The sequence below is a fragment of the Sphingopyxis sp. MG genome (genome assembly GCF_002953155.1).
GTDB classification, from domain to species: domain Bacteria; phylum Pseudomonadota; class Alphaproteobacteria; order Sphingomonadales; family Sphingomonadaceae; genus Sphingopyxis; species Sphingopyxis granuli.
In genome coordinates this window covers 1849672-1865785 of record NZ_CP026381.1, presented here as the reverse complement: position 1 = coordinate 1865785, position 16114 = coordinate 1849672, and the positions used below count along the sequence as shown (strand labels likewise).

Genomic DNA, 16114 nt, shown 5'->3' with positions numbered 1-16114 from the left:
CTGACCTTGTCTGGCAATGATCCCTTTTCGACAAGTCACCGTCCCCGGCGAAAGCCGGGGTCCATGCGAGGTAGCGCTGTGTCATCTGGACCCCGGCTTTCGCCGGGGAACGGCTCCTGACTTGTCCGAATGGTATATATGCCGACTTGTTTCAGAGCCCGCCCCGGACCCGATCGGGGTCCATGGTCCGCCCTCGCCTGAAAGGCGGCGCAAAAGGAGAGGTCCGCCCATGGATGCTGAAACGAGTTCAGCATGACGAAGGATGTGGCAGCACGCCAAACCCCGAATCCCCACAGGTCTCAGGTCACGAACCGATAGACACGAACGGCTGAGACCGTGCGGTTCTTCAGGCCTTTTGCGCCGCCACCCAGCGGTCGATCATCGATCCGAGGACGTCGATCGGCATCGCGCCCGCCGCCAGCGCGGTGTCGTGGAAGGCGCGGATGTCGAACTTGTCGCCCAGCGCCGCGCGCGCCCTTTCGCGCGTTGCGACCCAGCGCGTCTGTCCGACCATGTAGCTCGTCGCCTGACCGGGCCACACGCAATAGCGTTCGACTTCGGTGACGTTCGAGGGTTCGGGCGTGCCGAGCGCCTCGTTCATATAGGAGATCGCCTTCTCGCGGCTCCAGCGATAGTGGTGCAGGCCGGTGTCGACGACGAGCCGCGCGGCGCGGAACATATAGGATTGCAGGTAACCGAGACGGCCGAAGAGGTCGCCGTCATAGACCCCCATTTCGTCGGCAAGCTGCTCGGCGTAGAGACCCCAGCCCTCGGTATAGACCGAATAGACGGGCAGGCGGCGCAGGCGTGGGATACCCGTCGCTTCCTGCGCCAGCGCGATCTGGTGATGATGGCCTGGCGTCGCTTCGTGATAGGTCAGCGTCGGCAGCGTCCATGATGGATTCTCCGCGGTATCGCGCAGGTTGATGTAATAGGCGCCGGGGCGCGAGCCATCGAGCGCCGGAATCTGGTAATAGCCGCCGGCGGCGCCGTCCTCGATCTCCGCCGGGACGCGACGGATCTCGACCTTCGCCTTGGGCAGGCGGCCGAACATCTCGGGCAGGCGGCGCTGCATCTCCTCGATCTGTTCGTTGAGCTTGGCGATCAGTTCCGTCTTGCCGGCGTCGGTGTTCGGATAGATGAAGCGCTTGTCCTCGCCGAGCGCGCGCAGCCGCTCGGCGACCGTTCCACCGGTCATGCCCTGTTCGCGGAAGATCGCGTCGGCGCGCGCGGTCAGTTCGGTCATGCGTTCGAGCCCGAGCTGGTGGATGGCTTCGGCCGACATTTCGGTCGTCGTCGCGAAGTTCAGCGCATAGGCGTAATATGCGTCGCCCTTCGGCAGCCGCCAGACGCCCGCGTCGTGGGTCGCCCGGGGACGGACGCGCGCCAGCTCGGCCGCCTGGCGGCGCATCGCCGGATAGATTTTGCCTGCGACGATCGCGGCGCAGCGGCGTGTCCAGTCGCCGGGGATATGTTTTGCGTCGGTCCTGGCCTTGAGATTGGCGGTGAGGCCGTTGGCCTCCGCGGCAGGCGCCATGATCTTTTCGTAGAGGCCGAGGGTGCGGTCGATGACGAAATCGGGCGGAATGATCCCCGCCGCATGGTCGGTCTTCATCCGGTTCGTCTCGTTGTCGAGCTGGACCGCGAAATCCTCGCAACGCGCCAGATAGGCCTCGGCATCGGCCGCATCGGCGATGCTGTGCTGGTTGACGAGGAAGTCGGGGATCGAGCGGTAGGTGCCGCTGAGCTGGGTGACCGGGTGCGGCTCCGGCCAGCTGTGCAGACCATAGGTGAAACTGTCATAGGCCTTCACATAATGGTCCCACGGTCCACGGAAGGTCTCGTAATTGACGAGGTCCATCCCCGACAGCTTCGCCGCGTCGATCTTCTCGAGCGCGGCAAGGCCGAAGCGATAGAGGTCGTGGCTGCGCTCGATCCCGGCGGGCGAACGGTCGGCGAGGCGCGACTTGGCCGCGGCGTGCGCGCCCTTGTCGAGCCCCAGCGCGGTGGCGAACTCGGGGTCGTTCTCGACCAGCATGTCGAACAGGCGCTCGTAGAGGGCGTTCAGCCGTTCGCCCTCGCTTTGCGCCGGATCGGCGAGCATCGCGCGGGCGGGGGAACGCGCGGCGCCGAGCGCGGAGGCGGCGGCGAGCGTGGCGATGAGCGTGCGGCGATCGAGCATGGAAATCTCCGGGAGAAAAAAGCGTCGGAGATCGTTCTAGCCGCCCCGGTCAGCGCTGTATTGTAATCAGTTGACGCGCGCGCCACCGGCCGGGCGTGACGCCGCTGATGCGCGCAACGGCCCTGGTCATGTGCGCCTGATCGGTGAAATGCAGCCGGTGCGCGATGGCGGCGAAGGATTCGCCGCTCGCCCGGGCGGCGGCGAGCGCCGCGCGGGCGCGGACGTCGGCGCGATAGGCCTTGGGCGTGCAGCCATAGGCGACGCGGAACCCCCGGCTCAGCGTTTCGGCCCGCACGCCGTGCATCTCCGCCCAATCGGCGAGTGCAAAAGGGGTGAGTGCCCGCAGGTCGCGAGCGAGCAGGTCGGGCCAGTCGCGCGCGGCCGCCGGCAGGGCGGTGAAATCCTCGACGAGCAGTGCCGCTGCCGCCGCGGCGTCGCGGCTCGCGAAACGAACCAGTGCATCGGGATCGCGCACCCGTCCGCGGACGTGCGGCGCGCCAGCGAGCGTGGGCGGCAGGTCGAGGATCAGCACGCGCGCGCCTCGCGCCTCGACCCGGTCCAGATGCGATTCGAAGTCATGGTGGATCAGCGCGTCGCCCGGCCCCACGTCGAAACGACCCTCGTCGCCGGCTTCCTGATAGCCGCCTTCGAGGACGATCGCGACATAGGCCGTGTCGTGACAATGGCGGCCGCGCAGTTCGTTCGGTACGTGGGCGAGCAGGCCCAATGGTGCGGCGGCGAAGGATGGGCGCGCGATCATCGCTGCGGTCTATCGTTTGACGCATCGGCGGTCATCCCCGAATAGCCCGGCGACAAGTGTAAAATTAACCGACAGTTGACGCCTCTCCGCTAGAATCGCGCGACGAAAGGGTTCGCCGCACTCCATGTTCCGTCTGTTCAAGCATTATGTGCCGCATGCGGTCGTCTGGCTGGCGCTGATCGAGTTCCTGGCGCTGCTGGGATCGGCGGAGGCGGCGTGGCATCTCTATGCCCATTTCGCCGATTTTGACGCCGGGAGGCTGGCCGGACGGTGGCTGCCGCTGACGACCTTCGCGCTCGCCAACGCGCTCGCGCTGATGGCGACCGGGATGTACGGGTCGGAGGCGCTGCGATCGATGCGGTTCGCGACCGCGCGGCTGCTCGCGGCGATCTCGCTGGGGGTCATCTTCCTCTCGGTCGTCGGCTTCCTGCTGCCGACCGCGACGCTGTGGCGGGTGAACAGCCTGTATGCGATGGCGCTGGCGATCGCGGCGCTGTTCCTGATCCGCCTGGGCATGACGCGGGTGGCGGGCGCGGAGACCTTCAAGCGGCGCATCCTGGTGCTCGGCGCCGGCACTCGCGCGGCGCGGCTGCAGGCGCTGGCCGATGCGCCCGGCAGCGGCATCGCGATCGTCGGCTTCGTCGCCATGTCGGACATCGAGCGCAAGGTGAAGGACGCGGTGCCGCGCGAGGCGATCGACAATCTGTCGGAGCATGTCGTCGCGCTCGGCGCCGGAGAGGTCGTGCTGGCGATGGAGGAACGGCGCGGCGCGCTGCCGCTTGCCGACCTGCTGCGCGTCAAGACCGCGGGGGTCCATGTCAACGACATCGCGAGCTTCATCGAGCGCGAGACGGGGCGCGTCGATCTGGCGACGACCAACCCCAGCGCGCTGATCTTTTCCGACGGTTTTTCGGCGGGGCAGCGAATCTCGCGCGTCGGCAAGCGGATATTCGATATCATCGCTAGCATCGCGGTGCTGGTGGTCGGCCTGCCGCTGATCCTGATCGCGGCGATCGCGGTGAAGATCGACAGCCGCGGACCCGCCTTCTATGGCCAGTCGCGCGTCGGCCTGTTCGGCGAGCCGTACCGGATCTGGAAGATCCGGTCGATGCGCACCGATGCCGAGGCGGCGGGGCAGGCGGTCTGGGCGAGCGAGAACGACCCGCGCGTCACCCGCGTCGGGCATGTCATCCGCAAGCTGCGCATCGACGAACTGCCGCAGCTCTGGTGCGTGCTCAAGGGCGAGATGAGCATCGTCGGCCCGCGCCCCGAACGGCCGGGCTTCGTCGCCGAACTCGAACGCGAGCTGTCCTATTATGCCGAGCGGCACATGGTGAAGCCGGGGCTCACCGGCTGGGCGCAGATCAATTATCCCTATGGCGCGTCGGTCGAGGATGCGCGGGTGAAGCTCGAATACGACCTTTACTATGCCAAGAATTATTCGCCCTTCCTCGACCTGCTGATCCTGCTCCAGACGGTGCGCGTCGTGCTGTGGCCGGAGGGGGCCCGCTGACATGGGGGCGCTGTCGGCCCTGTCGGACCTGCTGGCGGGTCTGGCGCTGCTCGGCTTCGTCGGCGCGCTGATCTGGCTGCTGACGCGTCCGCGCGCGCGCATGGCGGTGCTGATGCCGGCGCCGGGGCGGCTGACGATCGCGGCGGCGGCGATGGCGCTCTGGTGCGCCGCGCTATATCTGTCGGGCGCGGGGTCGCCGCCGACGCTCGCGGCACAGGCGCTGCGCGACCTGGCGATCCTTGGCTGGCTCGCCGGGACGTTTCGGACCGCGGCGGCGCCGACCTCGCAAGCGCTGCGCCTGATCCAGCGGCTGCTTGCGGCGCTCTGTCTCGCGATGCTGGCGGGCGGCGCGGCCGCATGGCTCCACGACGGCGGCACCGCGGCGGCGTGGCTGAAGCCGACGCTGACGATCGTCGCGATGGTCGTGGCGTCGGGCGGGCTGCTGCTGATCGACGGCGGCGCCCGCCACGCCGGCGGCCGGATGCGGATGCCGACCCTTGCCGTCGCGGGGGGCTTCGCGATGCTGTGGGCCTATGAGCTCAATATCCAGTTGATCGGCACGCTGACCGGGCAGCGCGCCTCGACGCTGATCGCGCTCGTCCCGGCCGTAGCGCTGCTGATCCTGCCCACCTTCGTCATCGCCGCGATGGACATCGGGCGCGAGCGGATGCGGCTGTCGCGGCCCGCCGCGATGCGCGCCGTCCTGCTCGTCGGCGGCGCCGCCTATCTGATCCTGATCGCGCTGGCGGGCGCCGTGGCGCGGCTGGTCGGCGGGGATTATGGCGAGCTTGCGCAAAGCCTTTTCCTGCTCGTCGCGCTCGGCGCGGGCGGGCTGCTGTTCGCATCGGCGCGCGCGCGCGCGTGGCTGTCGGTCACGATCAGCAAGCATTTCTTCGAGCATCGCTACGACTATCGGTCCGAATGGATGCGCTTCACCGCGACGCTGGCGCAGGTCGAGGAGGGGGGCACCAGCCTGCATCGGCGCGTGGCCAAGGCGCTGGCCGAACTGACGGGAAGCCCGGCGGCGCTGCTGATGCTGCCCGACGCGCAGGGCGGCTTTCACGTCGCCGAGCATTGGGGCTGGCCCGTCGCGATCGACGAGGATGCACGGCTGCCGCTGCGCACCGCCTTCATGTTGCAGGAAACACAGCATATCGTCGACCTCGAAGCGGTGCGCCACGGGCGCGCCGACGATGCCGAGGCGCTGGCGATGCCCGACTGGCTGATCGCCGATGCGCGTGCCTGGGTCGTCGTCCCGCTGCTGCATTTTCAGCGCATGATCGCGGTCGCCGTGCTGCACCGCCCGCCCGCGCTGCGCGCGCTCGACTGGGAGGATTTCGACGTGCTGCGGATCGCGGGGCAGCAGGCGGCGAGCTACCTGGCCGAATCGCAGAGCCAGCAGGCGCTTTCCGAGGCGCGCCGCTTCGACGAGTTCAACCGCCGTTTCGCCTTCATCATGCACGACATCAAGAATCTGGCGAGCCAGCTTTCGCTGCTCGCGCGCAATGCCGAGCGCCACGCCGACAAGCCCGCGTTCCGCGCCGACATGGTCGAGACGCTGACAATCTCCGCGGGGCGGCTCAGCGATCTTCTGACCCGGCTGGCACCGCGCGAGCGCGCGCGGGCGGCGAGCGTCGAGCGCGTGCTGGTCGAGCCGATCCTGACCGATGTGGCGGCCGGGCTGCGGCCGCGCGGCGACCTGTTCGTGGGCTGCGATGCCGGGCTCGCCGCGCGCGGCGACGGCGCGGCGATCGCCCAGATCGTCGAGCAGCTCGCCGCCAATGCGCTCGACGCCTCGCCCAAGGGCGCCACCGTGCAGCTTGTCGCGGCGAGCGAGCAGGGGCGGGTGCGGATCGACGTGATCGACCGCGGCGCGGGGATGAGCCGCGCCTTCATCCGCGACGAACTGTTCAAGCCCTTCGTATCGACCAAGGAGGGCGGCTTCGGCCTCGGCGCGTTCGAGGCATTGCAGATCGCGCAGGCGATGGGGGGCATGATCGACGTTTCGAGCGAGCCGGGAGAGGGAAGCCGGTTCACGCTGTGGCTGCCGCTTGCCGGCGGCGCGGCGGCGGATGAAGCGACCGGAACGATGATGACGAAGGTGGCGACGCGATGAGCGACAGGGGGGGGGAGCCGCGTGCGCTGCTGGTGGTCGAGGACGATCCCGGCCTGCAGGCGCAGCTCAAATGGGCCTATGACGATTATCGCGTGCTGATCGCGGGCGATCATGACGCCGCGATCGACCTGCTGCGCGCCGAGGAGCCGGCGGTGGTCACGCTCGACCTGGGCCTGCCGCCCGACGCAGACGGCACGCGCGAGGGGTTTCGCCTGCTGAAAGCGATCCTCGAAATGAAACCCGATACGAAGGTGATCGTCGTGTCGGGGCACGGCGAACGCGCGAGCGCGCTGGCAGCGATTGCGAGCGGCGCCTGGGATTTCTATCAGAAGCCGATCGCCATAGAGGAACTGGGCCTGATCGTTCGCCGCGCCTTTCATGTCCACGATCTGGAGGCCGAGAATGCCCGGCTCGCGGGCGAGGGCGCGAACGACAACCGCGTCCTCGGCGGCATGATTACCGGCGCGCCCGAGATGCTGAAGGTCGCGCGCACGATCGAGCGCGTCGCCGGGCTCGACGTTTCGGTCATGCTGCTCGGCGCGAGCGGCACCGGCAAGGAGTTGCTGGCGCGCGGCCTGCACGAGGCGAGCCCGCGCCGCGACGGCGCCTTCGTCGCCATCAACTGCGCCGCGATTCCCGAGAATCTGCTTGAAAGCGAGCTGTTCGGGCATGAGAAGGGGGCCTTCACCGGCGCCGTCAAGACGACCGAGGGCAAGATCGAACTGGCGCACGGCGGCACCCTGTTTCTCGACGAGGTCGGCGACATCCCGCTGCCGTTGCAGGTCAAGCTGCTGCGCTTTCTGCAGGAGCGGACGATCGAGCGCATCGGCGGGCGCAAGCCGATCGCGGTCGACACGCGTATCGTCTGCGCGACGCACCGCGACCTCGACGCGATGATCGCCGCGGGCAGCTTTCGCGACGATCTCTATTACCGGCTGGCCGAGATGGTGGTGCGGATTCCCGCGCTCGCCGAACGTCCGGGCGACGCGGTGCTGCTCGCGCGGCATTTCCTCCACCAATATGCGCCGGCGATGAACTCGGGCGTCCGCGGCTTTGCGCCCGACGCGCTGCAGGCGATCGACGAGGGGCGGTGGCCGGGCAATGTCCGCGAGCTCGAAAACCGGATCAAGCGCGCCGTCATCATGGCCGACGGCAAGCTCGTCACCCGCGACGACCTTGACATGGCGGCGGCGGGCGACGGGGGCGAGGAGGCCTATCTGAACCTGCGCAGCGCGCGCGAGGCGGCGGACCGGGTCGCGATCCGCCGCGCGATGACGCAGAGCGAAGGCAATATTTCGCTGGCGGCGAAGCTGCTCGGGATCAGTCGTCCGACGCTCTACGACCTCCTCAAGCAATATCAGATGCAGGGGTGAATGCGCGTCCGGGGGGCCTGGATCGGCGCGCTGTGCGGGGCGGCGCTGCTCGCGGGGTGCGGGGGTCCGCGTCCGCAGGACCCGCGCGCGACGCTCGAGGAACGCCGCGCTGAGTTGCGCGATGCCATCGCCGATGACCCCGCCGCGCTCGACGCGCGGACCGAACTGGCGCGCGTCGCGATCGCGCTGCACGACGGCGTCGCCGCCGAAGCCGCGGTCAAGGCCGCACTCGCGGCGGGGGGCAATGCCGAGGTGCTGCGCCCGCTGCTCGCGCGCGCCTATGCGATGCAGGGCGACGGGCGGCGGGCGCTGCAGACGCTCGACGCCGGCCCGATCGCGCCCGAGGCGATCGGCGAGGCGGCGTGGGTGGCGGGCGACGTCCATCTCGACAATGGCGACCTGGGCGCGGCGCGCGATGCCTTCGACCGCGCGGTGCGCGAACTGCCGCGCGAATCGGCGCTGTGGGTCGACGTCGCGCGCTTTCGCGACGCCAATGCGGACACGCTCGGCGCGCGCGACGCGGTCGACTATGCGATCGAACTCGATCCGCAGAACAGCGGGGCGCTGGCGTTGAAGGCCAATCTGGTGCGCACGCAGCAGGGCCTGGTCGCCGCGCTGTCCTGGTACGACAAGGCGCTGGCGATCGACCCCGACAATGCCGGGGCGCTGATCGACCAGGCCGCGACCTTCGGCGATCTCGGGCGCTACCGCGACATGCTCGCGGCGCTGCGCCGCGCCGCGGCGGTCACGCCGGGCGATCCGCGCCTCTATTATCTGCAGGCGGTGCTGGCCGCGCGCGCCGACGATTACCAGTTGGCGCGCAGCCTGTTGCAGCGCACGCGCGGCGAGATGGACGATCAGCCCGGCTTCATGCTGCTCAGCGCGGTCGTCGAGTTGCAGCTCGGCGGCGAGGCGGTGGCGGCGAGCTGGGCCGAGCGCCTGCTGATGGCGCAGCCCGACAACGGGACGGCGCGGCGTATGCTGGCGGCGGCGAACTGGGCCGATGGTGATGCCGACGGCGCCGGCGAGGCGCTGGCGCCGCTGGTGGCGCGCGCCGATGCCGACAGCTGGTCGCTGCTGCTCGCGGCGCGCGTCGCCGCAGAGCAGGGCGCGCGCGCGGCATCGGCGGGCTATATGGCGCGCGCGGCCGCGCTGACGCGGGGCGATGCGGCGCCCTTTGCGGTCGACGACGACTATGGGCTCGTCGCGATGCGCGCCGACGCCGCGCCGCTCGACCCGGCGAAGGTGATCCCCGCCATCGGCGCGGACATCGAACGGGGGCGCGGCGGCGCGGCGATCAATCGCGCGCGGGCGCTCCGCGATGCGAATCGGGGGGTCGCCGACGCGCATATCCTGCTGGGCGACGCCGCGATGGCGGGCGGGCAATATGAGCTGGCGATCGAAGCCTATCGCAAGGCGCGCGACCTCGACGCGAGCGAGCGGACGACGCTGCGCCTCGCCAATGCGCTATACCGCGCGAACGATCCCGCGGGGTCGGGCGCCGCGATCCTCGCATTGCGCGACAGCCAGCCGTCGAGCATCGCCGCCGACCGGCTGGCCGGGCACCTTGCGATGGACCTCGAGCATTGGGACCAGGCGATCGCGCATTTCGAACGCGTCCGCCGGCGCATCGGCAATCGCGACGTCGTGATCCTGCGCGAGCTGGCGCGCGCGTGGGCCGCGAAGGACCGCGACGACCGCGCGCTGCCGCTGATCGCGCTCGCCTACCGGCTCCAGCCGCTGAACGGCGATATCATGCTGATCTATGCCGACCTGCTCAAACGCCAGGGCGACCGGCAGGCGGCGGAGGACCTGCGCGACAAGGCCGACCAGATCGGGCGCTGAGCATCGCGCCGCGACCGGCGAGCCGGCGAATCAGGCGTCGGTCAGGTCGAGCAGCGCGCGTGCGTCGAGGCCGATGCGGCGAATCTGCTGCGCGACCGGCGGCCAGATGTTGGTCAGGAAATCCTCGCGCATCAGGGTGCGCAGCCGGTCGGTCGCCCCCTCGGCGACGAACATGCCGACGCCGCGCTTCACCGTGACCAGCCCCTCGTCCTGAAAGGTCTGATAGGCCTTGGCGACGGTCAGCGGATTGGCGCCTTCCTCCGCCGCGAGCGAGCGGACCGACGGCAGCATGTCGCCATCGCGATAGGTGCCGTCAAGGATCGCGTTGGCGATGACATCGCGCAGCCGCTGGTAGACCGGTTTCGATTGATCGAGCATGCCGACTTAATGCCATAAGACAGCATCACAGTCAAATTGCGATCCTTGCGCGATGCTTTTCGATGGCGAAACTATATGTCCCAGTCGCGGACGACATCGCCATATTCCGGTCGCGGCCGTTCATCGAGCGGCCTGGCCGGCGTGCCCAGGAAGAAATAGCCGACGATCGTATCGCCCTCGCGCGCGCCGAACGCCGCCGCGACCGGCGGGGAATAGGCCGCCCAGCCGGTCAGCCAGCTTCCGACGAAGCCATGGGCATGCGCCGCGTGGAGCAGGTTCATGCCGACCGCGCCCGCCGACATCTGTTGTTCCCAGCGCGGAATCTTGCTGTCGGCGACCGGCGTGGAGAGCAGCACCAGCAACGTTGGCGCCTGATGCGCGAACTGGTCGAGCGCGGACAGGTCCATCCCCTCGGCGCCCGGATGCTCGTCGATCCACGCCCGCTTCAGCAGCGCCGCAAAGGCATCGCGCTGGCTGTCCGCCACGGTGACGATGCGCCACGGGGCGAGCTTGCCATGGTCGGGCGTGCGCAGGGCGAGCGACAGGATCGCGCGCAGTTGCGCGGCATCGGGACCCGGCGCGACCATGTCGCGCGCCTTGCCCGAACGGCGTGTCGAAAGATGGGCGAGCAGCGAGGAGGTGTCGTTGAACATGCCCGCGCATGTGGGCTTTTTGCGAAGCTTTCGCAAGAGCGCGCCACGGCCCGGACTGGTTACGCGCGCAATTAGATTCTTTCCATACGCAATTTTCGCGCTAGGTTGTCGCATTCGCGCGGCGGAGGGGCCGCGGTATACGAAACAGGGAAAAGGGACGCGCGCGCATGAAAGACATGGCCTTGTGGGACGAGGGGGACTGGATCGCGGTCATCGCGCTGGTCATCCTCGGCGTCTTCCTGAGCATCGGCGCGCTCATCGCGGGCAGCAGAAAGCCCGAGTTCGCCGGGCACCCGAAGGGCCTCTACATGCTCTTCTTCGCCGAGATGTGGGAGCGTTTCTCCTACTATGGCATGCGCGCGCTGCTGATCTTCTACCTGACGCAGCACTGGTTGTTCTCCGACGGCAAGTCGAACCTGATCTATGGCGCCTATACCGCGCTCGTCTATATCACCCCGGTGCTCGGCGGCTATCTCGCCGACCGCTATCTGGGGCAGCGCAAGGCGGTGCTGTTCGGCGGTGTCCTGCTCGCGCTCGGCCATCTCTTCATGGCGTTCGAAGGCGACCACGGCATCACCGACGCCGCGACGAAGCAGGCCGATTCCGCGATCAACATCTTCTGGCTCGCGCTCGCGCTGATCATCGTCGGCTCGGGTTTCCTGAAGGCCAATATCTCGGTGATGGTCGGCCAGCTCTATCGCCTGACCGACCTGCGCCGCGACGCGGCCTACACGATCTTCTATATGGGGATTAACGTCGGCGCCGCGCTCGGCACGATCCTCGTCGGCTATCTGGGGCAGAAGGTCGGCTGGTCCTATGGCTTCGGCCTCGCGGGCATCGGCATGATCGCCGGCCTGATCGTCTTCGTGCTCGGCAAGAAGGTGCTGCTCGGCGCCGGCGAGGCGTCCGCGCCGCTGTCGCGCCAGACCGAATGGACCGTCTATGGCGTCGGCCTCGCCGCGGTCGCGGTGATGTGGGCGCTCGTCCAGTATCAGGACGTCATTCAGACGCTGCTCGTCGTATCGGGCTTCTCGCTGCTCGGCTGGGTGCTGTTCCAGGCGTTCAAGCTCGACAAGGAACCGCGCGAACGCATCTTCGCCATCCTCTTCCTGATCGCGCTCAACCCGCTGTTCTGGGGCCTGTTCGAACAGGCGGGCGGCAGCTTCAACCTCTATACCGACCGCTATGTCGATACGGGCGGGGTGCCCGCGTCGGTGTTCCAGTCGATCAACCCGATCTACATCATCCTGTTCGCGCCGGTCTTTGCCGGGCTGTGGCAATGGCTCGGCAAGCGCGGGCTGGAGCCCTCGGCGCCCGCGAAGTTCGCGCTGGCGCTGGCGCAGGTCGGCGCGGGCTTCCTCGTCTTCGTCTGGGGCGCGAACAGCGTTGCGCCGGAAGTCGCGACCCCGGTGATCTTCGTCTTCCTGCTCTATCTTCTCCACACCACGGGCGAGCTTTGCCTGTCGCCGGTGGGGCTGAGCGCGATGAACCGGCTCGCGCCGTCGTTCATGGCGTCGCTGATCATGGGGGCGTGGTTCTACATGACTGCGGTGGGCAATTTCGTCGCGGGCAAGATCGGCGAGGCGACCGGCGGCGAAAGCGGCGACATGACCAAGGAAGCGACGCTCGGCATCTATTGGGAGATCGGCCTGATCACCATCGGCGCGAGCGTCGTCGTCCTCGCGCTGTCGCCGATCGTGAAGAAATGGATGCACCTCGACACGCTGCGCGATCGCGAAGGCGAACTGGCCGGCGCCGAGGAACTGGCCGAGCCGCAGGGCGCCGGCGTCCATCCTGTTACCAATCCGGGAGCATAATATGACAAGGGGCGTAAGGGGCAGCCTGCTGGCTGCGGTGTCGCTGGCGTTCGCGGGATGCGCGGCGTCGAACGGCACGGTGGAGTCGGCGAACGACAAGCCGGCGGCGACGGCGGACAAACCCGCCAAGTTCGACAAGGACCCCTATCCTTCGACCTACAAGCCCTATCCGGGGCAGGCGACCGCGGTGCGCAATGTCACGATCTTCGACGGCGAGGGCGGGCGGATCGACAACGGCACGGTGCTGCTGACCAACGGCAAGGTCGAGGCGATCGGCGGCGCCGACCTGCCGATTCCGGCCGACATCGCGGTCTATGACGGAACGGGCAAGTATCTGACCCCCGGCATCATCGACATCCACAGCCATCTTGGCGACTATCCCTCGCCCAGCGTTCCCGCGCATTCGGACGGCAACGAGGCGACCAGCCCGACGACGCCCGAGGTGTGGGCCGAGCACAGCGTCTGGCCGCAGGACCCGGGGTTCGGCCGCGCGCTCACCAACGGCGGCGTCACGACGCTCCAGATCCTGCCGGGCAGCGCCAACCTGATCGGCGGACGCTCGGTCGTGCTCAAGAACGTGCCCGCGCGGACCGTGCAGGGCATGAAATTCCCCGGCGCACCCTATGGGCTGAAGATGGCGTGCGGCGAGAATCCGAAGCGCGTTTATGGCGCCAAGGGCCGGATGCCGTCGACCCGCATGGGCAATATGGCGGTCGATCGCCAGACCTGGGCCAAGGCGGCGGCGTACAAGAAGAAGCTGGACGACGGCAAGACGGTCGACCGCGACCTGGCGATGGAAACGCTCGCGGGGGTGCTGTCGGGCGAGATCCGGGTACAGAACCACTGCTATCGTGCCGACGAGATGGCGCAGGTCATCGATATGAGCCACGAGTTCGGCTACAAGGTCGCGGCCTTCCACCACGCGGTCGAGGCCTACAAGATCGCCGACCTGCTGCAGCGCGAGGGAATCTGCGCCGCGCTGTGGGCCGACTGGTGGGGCTTCAAGATGGAAGCCTATGACAGCGTGCCGGAGAATATTCCGCTCGTATACAAGGCCGGCACCTGCACGATCGTCCATTCGGACGACGCGAACCAGATCCAGCGGCTCAACCAGGAAGCGGCGAAGGGCCTTGCCGCCGGGCGCCGCATGGGGATCGAGATCAGCGACGAGCAGGCGTGGACCTGGCTGTCCTACAACCCGGCGAAGGCGCTGGGCATCGAGGCGAAGACGGGCAGCCTGAAACCCGGCAAGATGGCCGATGTCGTGCTGTGGAACGGCAATCCGTTCAGCGTCTATACCCGCCCCGAAAAAGTGTGGGTCGACGGGGCGCTGCTGTACGACGCGATGGACCCCAAGCGGCGGCCGGTGAGCGATTTCGAGCTGGGCCAGCCGGGCGAGGGAGATGTGAAATGATGCGCGCGCTTCTGCTTTCCGTCGCCATCGTGGCGGCTTCGCCCGTCGCGGCGCAGGATGTCGCGATCACCAACGCCAAGCTCGTCGTCGGCGACGGCAGCGCGCCGATCGAGGGCGGCACCGTCGTCGTGCGCGCCGGCAAGGTCGTCGCGGCCGGCGCGGGTGTCGCCGTTCCCGCAGGGGTAGAGGCGGTCGACGCCGGCGGCCGCTATGTGACGCCGGGGATCGTCGCGGCGTTCAGCCGCGTCGGGCTGGTCGAGGTCGATGCCGTGCCGGGCACCAACGACCGCGCCGCGGCGCGCACGCGCTTTTCGGCCGGGCTCGACATTGCGCCCGCGCTCAACCCGATGGGCTCGCCGGTCGCGGTGAACCGCGCCGCGGGCGTCACCCGCGCGATCGTCGCGCCGAGCGGCAGCAGCAACCTGTTCGCGGGGCAGGGCGCCGTCGTCGACCTGGGCGATGACATGGCCATGGTGACGCGGCCCCGCGCCTTGCAGTTCGTCGCCTTCGGCGAGGATGGGTCGGCAAAGGCGGGCGGCAGCCGAGCCGCGACCTTCCTGCTGTTCCGCGAACAATTGCTCGCGGCGCGCAGCTATGCGCGCAATCCCGCGGCGCTCGCCGAATGGGGCAATGACGCGATGATCCAGCGCGCCGATGCCGATGCGCTGGTGCGGGTGATCGACGGCACGACGCCGCTGTTCGTGCGCGTCGACCGCGCCGCCGACATATTGAACGTGCTGGGGCTCAAGAGCGATTTCCCGGCGCTGAAGCTCGTCCTCGTCGGCGCGACCGAGGGATGGCTGGTGGCGCCGCAGATCGCCGCCACGAAGGTGCCGGTGATCCTGTCGCCGCTCAGCGACCTGCCCGACAGCTTCGAGCGGCTGGGCGCGACGCAGTCGAACGCCGGGCGGCTGAAGGCGGCGGGGATCGACGTGTCGGTCGGCGTGTTCGACGACGACGATGCGCACAAAATGGGGTATACGACGCAATATGCCGGCAATCTGGTGGCGCTCACCCGCCAGCCGGGAGCCAGCGGGCTGAGCTGGGACCAGGCCTTTGCCGCGATCAGCAGCGCCCCGGCGCGCGCGATCGGCATGGACGGCGCCATCGGGTCGCTGAAACCCGGCCGGGTCGGCGACGTGGTGATCTGGGACCGTGACCCGCTCGAACTCGGCAGCCGCCCGACGGCGATCTGGATCGACGGCAAGCGCCAGTCGTTGACGACGCGGCAGGACCGGTTGCGCGACCGCTATGCCACGCCGCAGGAAGGGGCGCTGCCCAAGGCCTACGATCGATGACGTAGCGCCGGCAGGGCGCGCAGGAGGGAGACCGACCCCGTGGAACCGATGTCGCTGTTGATCACGACCTGCGTGCTCTTCGTCGGTTCGCACCTCCTGCTCTCGCATCCGCTGCGCGACCCGCTGGCCGGGCGGCTCGGCCCGCGCGGTTTCCAGATCGTCTATTCGGTCGTCGCCTTCGCGACGCTGGCGATGGTCGTGCAGGCGTGGCGCGGCATGCCGCCCGAACCGCCGCTGTGGGCCGTCGACGATCCGCTGTGGGCGCTGGCGTCGCTGCTCGTGCTGTTCGCGAGCATCCTGTTTATGGGATCGCTGATCGGCAATCCGGCGCTGCCCGCGCCCGGCGCCGCCTTTGCCGCGCAGAAGGCGCCGCGCGGCGTCTTCGCGATCACCCGGCACCCGATGATGTGGGGCTTTGCACTGTGGGCGCTCGCCCATGCGCTCGTCATGCCGGCGCCGGGGCAACTCGTGCTGTCGGCGGCGATCGCCTTTCTCGCGCTCGTCGGTTCGGCGGGGCAGGATGTGAAGAAGGCGCGGCTGATGGGCGATGCGTGGCGGCACTGGGCGGCGCGCACCAGCTTCGTCCCCTTCGCGCGGCAGGTCGCGGGCGTCACCCCCTGGGGCGACGCGATCCCGCGCGCGCATGCGCTGGCCGGTGGCTTCGTGCTGTGGCTCGCCGCGACCTGGGCGCACGGCGCGCTCGGCTTCATGGCGGCGGGCATCTGGCGCTGGATCGGGTGAGGGCGCGGTGAACAGCGACGAAAG

12 protein-coding genes are annotated in these 16114 nt (G+C 68.9%); 8 read left to right on the top strand and 4 right to left on the bottom strand.

Going from position 1 to position 16114, the window contains the following annotated elements:
- Positions 1–346: 346 nt before the first annotated feature.
- Positions 347–2182 (bottom strand): DUF885 domain-containing protein, encoded by a 1836-nt coding sequence (locus tag C3E99_RS08710; protein WP_076075140.1) that lies wholly within the window; start codon positions 2180–2182, stop codon positions 347–349.
- 49 nt (positions 2183–2231) lie between these two features.
- Positions 2232–2942, bottom strand: coding sequence for a helix-turn-helix domain-containing protein (locus tag C3E99_RS08705; protein ID WP_083675073.1), 711 nt, complete (start codon positions 2940–2942; stop codon positions 2232–2234).
- Positions 2943–3066: 124 nt separating this feature from the next.
- On the opposite strand from C3E99_RS08705, the gene C3E99_RS08700 reads away from it, so the two are divergent.
- Genes C3E99_RS08700 through C3E99_RS08685 form a run of 4 tightly spaced genes read left to right on the top strand, consistent with a single transcriptional unit; the run spans position 3067 to position 9789 of the window.
- Complete coding sequence (locus C3E99_RS08700; protein ID WP_067107056.1) at positions 3067–4455, top strand: TIGR03013 family XrtA/PEP-CTERM system glycosyltransferase; 1389 nt, start codon at positions 3067–3069, stop codon at positions 4453–4455.
- A gap of 1 nt (position 4456) precedes the next feature.
- On the top strand, positions 4457–6571 hold the full coding sequence (prsK, locus tag C3E99_RS08695) for an XrtA/PEP-CTERM system histidine kinase PrsK (protein WP_076075146.1): 2115 nt from the start codon (positions 4457–4459) through the stop codon (positions 6569–6571).
- Positions 6568–7944, top strand: a complete 1377-nt coding sequence (gene prsR, locus C3E99_RS08690; RefSeq protein ID WP_076075148.1) for a PEP-CTERM-box response regulator transcription factor — start codon at positions 6568–6570, stop codon at positions 7942–7944. The genes prsK and prsR overlap by 4 nt, the downstream gene beginning before the upstream one ends.
- Positions 7945–9789: a tetratricopeptide repeat protein gene (locus C3E99_RS08685; protein ID WP_076075151.1), complete on the top strand. Its 1845-nt coding sequence runs from the start codon at positions 7945–7947 to the stop codon at positions 9787–9789.
- 30 nt (positions 9790–9819) lie between these two features.
- On the opposite strand, the gene C3E99_RS08680 is transcribed toward C3E99_RS08685, so the two are convergent.
- Both C3E99_RS08680 and C3E99_RS08675 read right to left on the bottom strand, forming a co-directional pair.
- A complete protein-coding gene (locus C3E99_RS08680; RefSeq protein WP_067183371.1) occupies positions 9820–10167 on the bottom strand; it encodes a GntR family transcriptional regulator in 348 nt (115 codons plus the stop codon).
- Between the two features lie 71 nt (positions 10168–10238).
- Positions 10239–10820 (bottom strand): nitroreductase family protein, encoded by a 582-nt coding sequence (locus C3E99_RS08675; RefSeq protein ID WP_076075154.1) that lies wholly within the window; start codon positions 10818–10820, stop codon positions 10239–10241.
- 167 nt (positions 10821–10987) lie between these two features.
- On the opposite strand from C3E99_RS08675, the gene C3E99_RS08670 reads away from it, so the two are divergent.
- From C3E99_RS08670 to C3E99_RS08655, 4 genes are read left to right on the top strand one after another with little or no spacing between them, the layout of a single operon-like run.
- A complete protein-coding gene (locus tag C3E99_RS08670; RefSeq protein WP_067107034.1) occupies positions 10988–12637 on the top strand; it encodes a peptide MFS transporter in 1650 nt (549 codons plus the stop codon).
- A gap of 1 nt (position 12638) precedes the next feature.
- Complete coding sequence (locus C3E99_RS08665) at positions 12639–14051, top strand: amidohydrolase (protein WP_083675074.1); 1413 nt, start codon at positions 12639–12641, stop codon at positions 14049–14051.
- On the top strand, positions 14048–15349 hold the full coding sequence (locus C3E99_RS08660) for an amidohydrolase family protein (RefSeq protein ID WP_076075159.1): 1302 nt from the start codon (positions 14048–14050) through the stop codon (positions 15347–15349). The genes C3E99_RS08665 and C3E99_RS08660 overlap by 4 nt, the downstream gene beginning before the upstream one ends.
- 39 nt (positions 15350–15388) lie before the next feature.
- Positions 15389–16090: an NnrU family protein gene (locus tag C3E99_RS08655; protein ID WP_083675076.1), complete on the top strand. Its 702-nt coding sequence runs from the start codon at positions 15389–15391 to the stop codon at positions 16088–16090.
- The last annotated feature ends 24 nt before the right edge of the window (positions 16091–16114 follow it).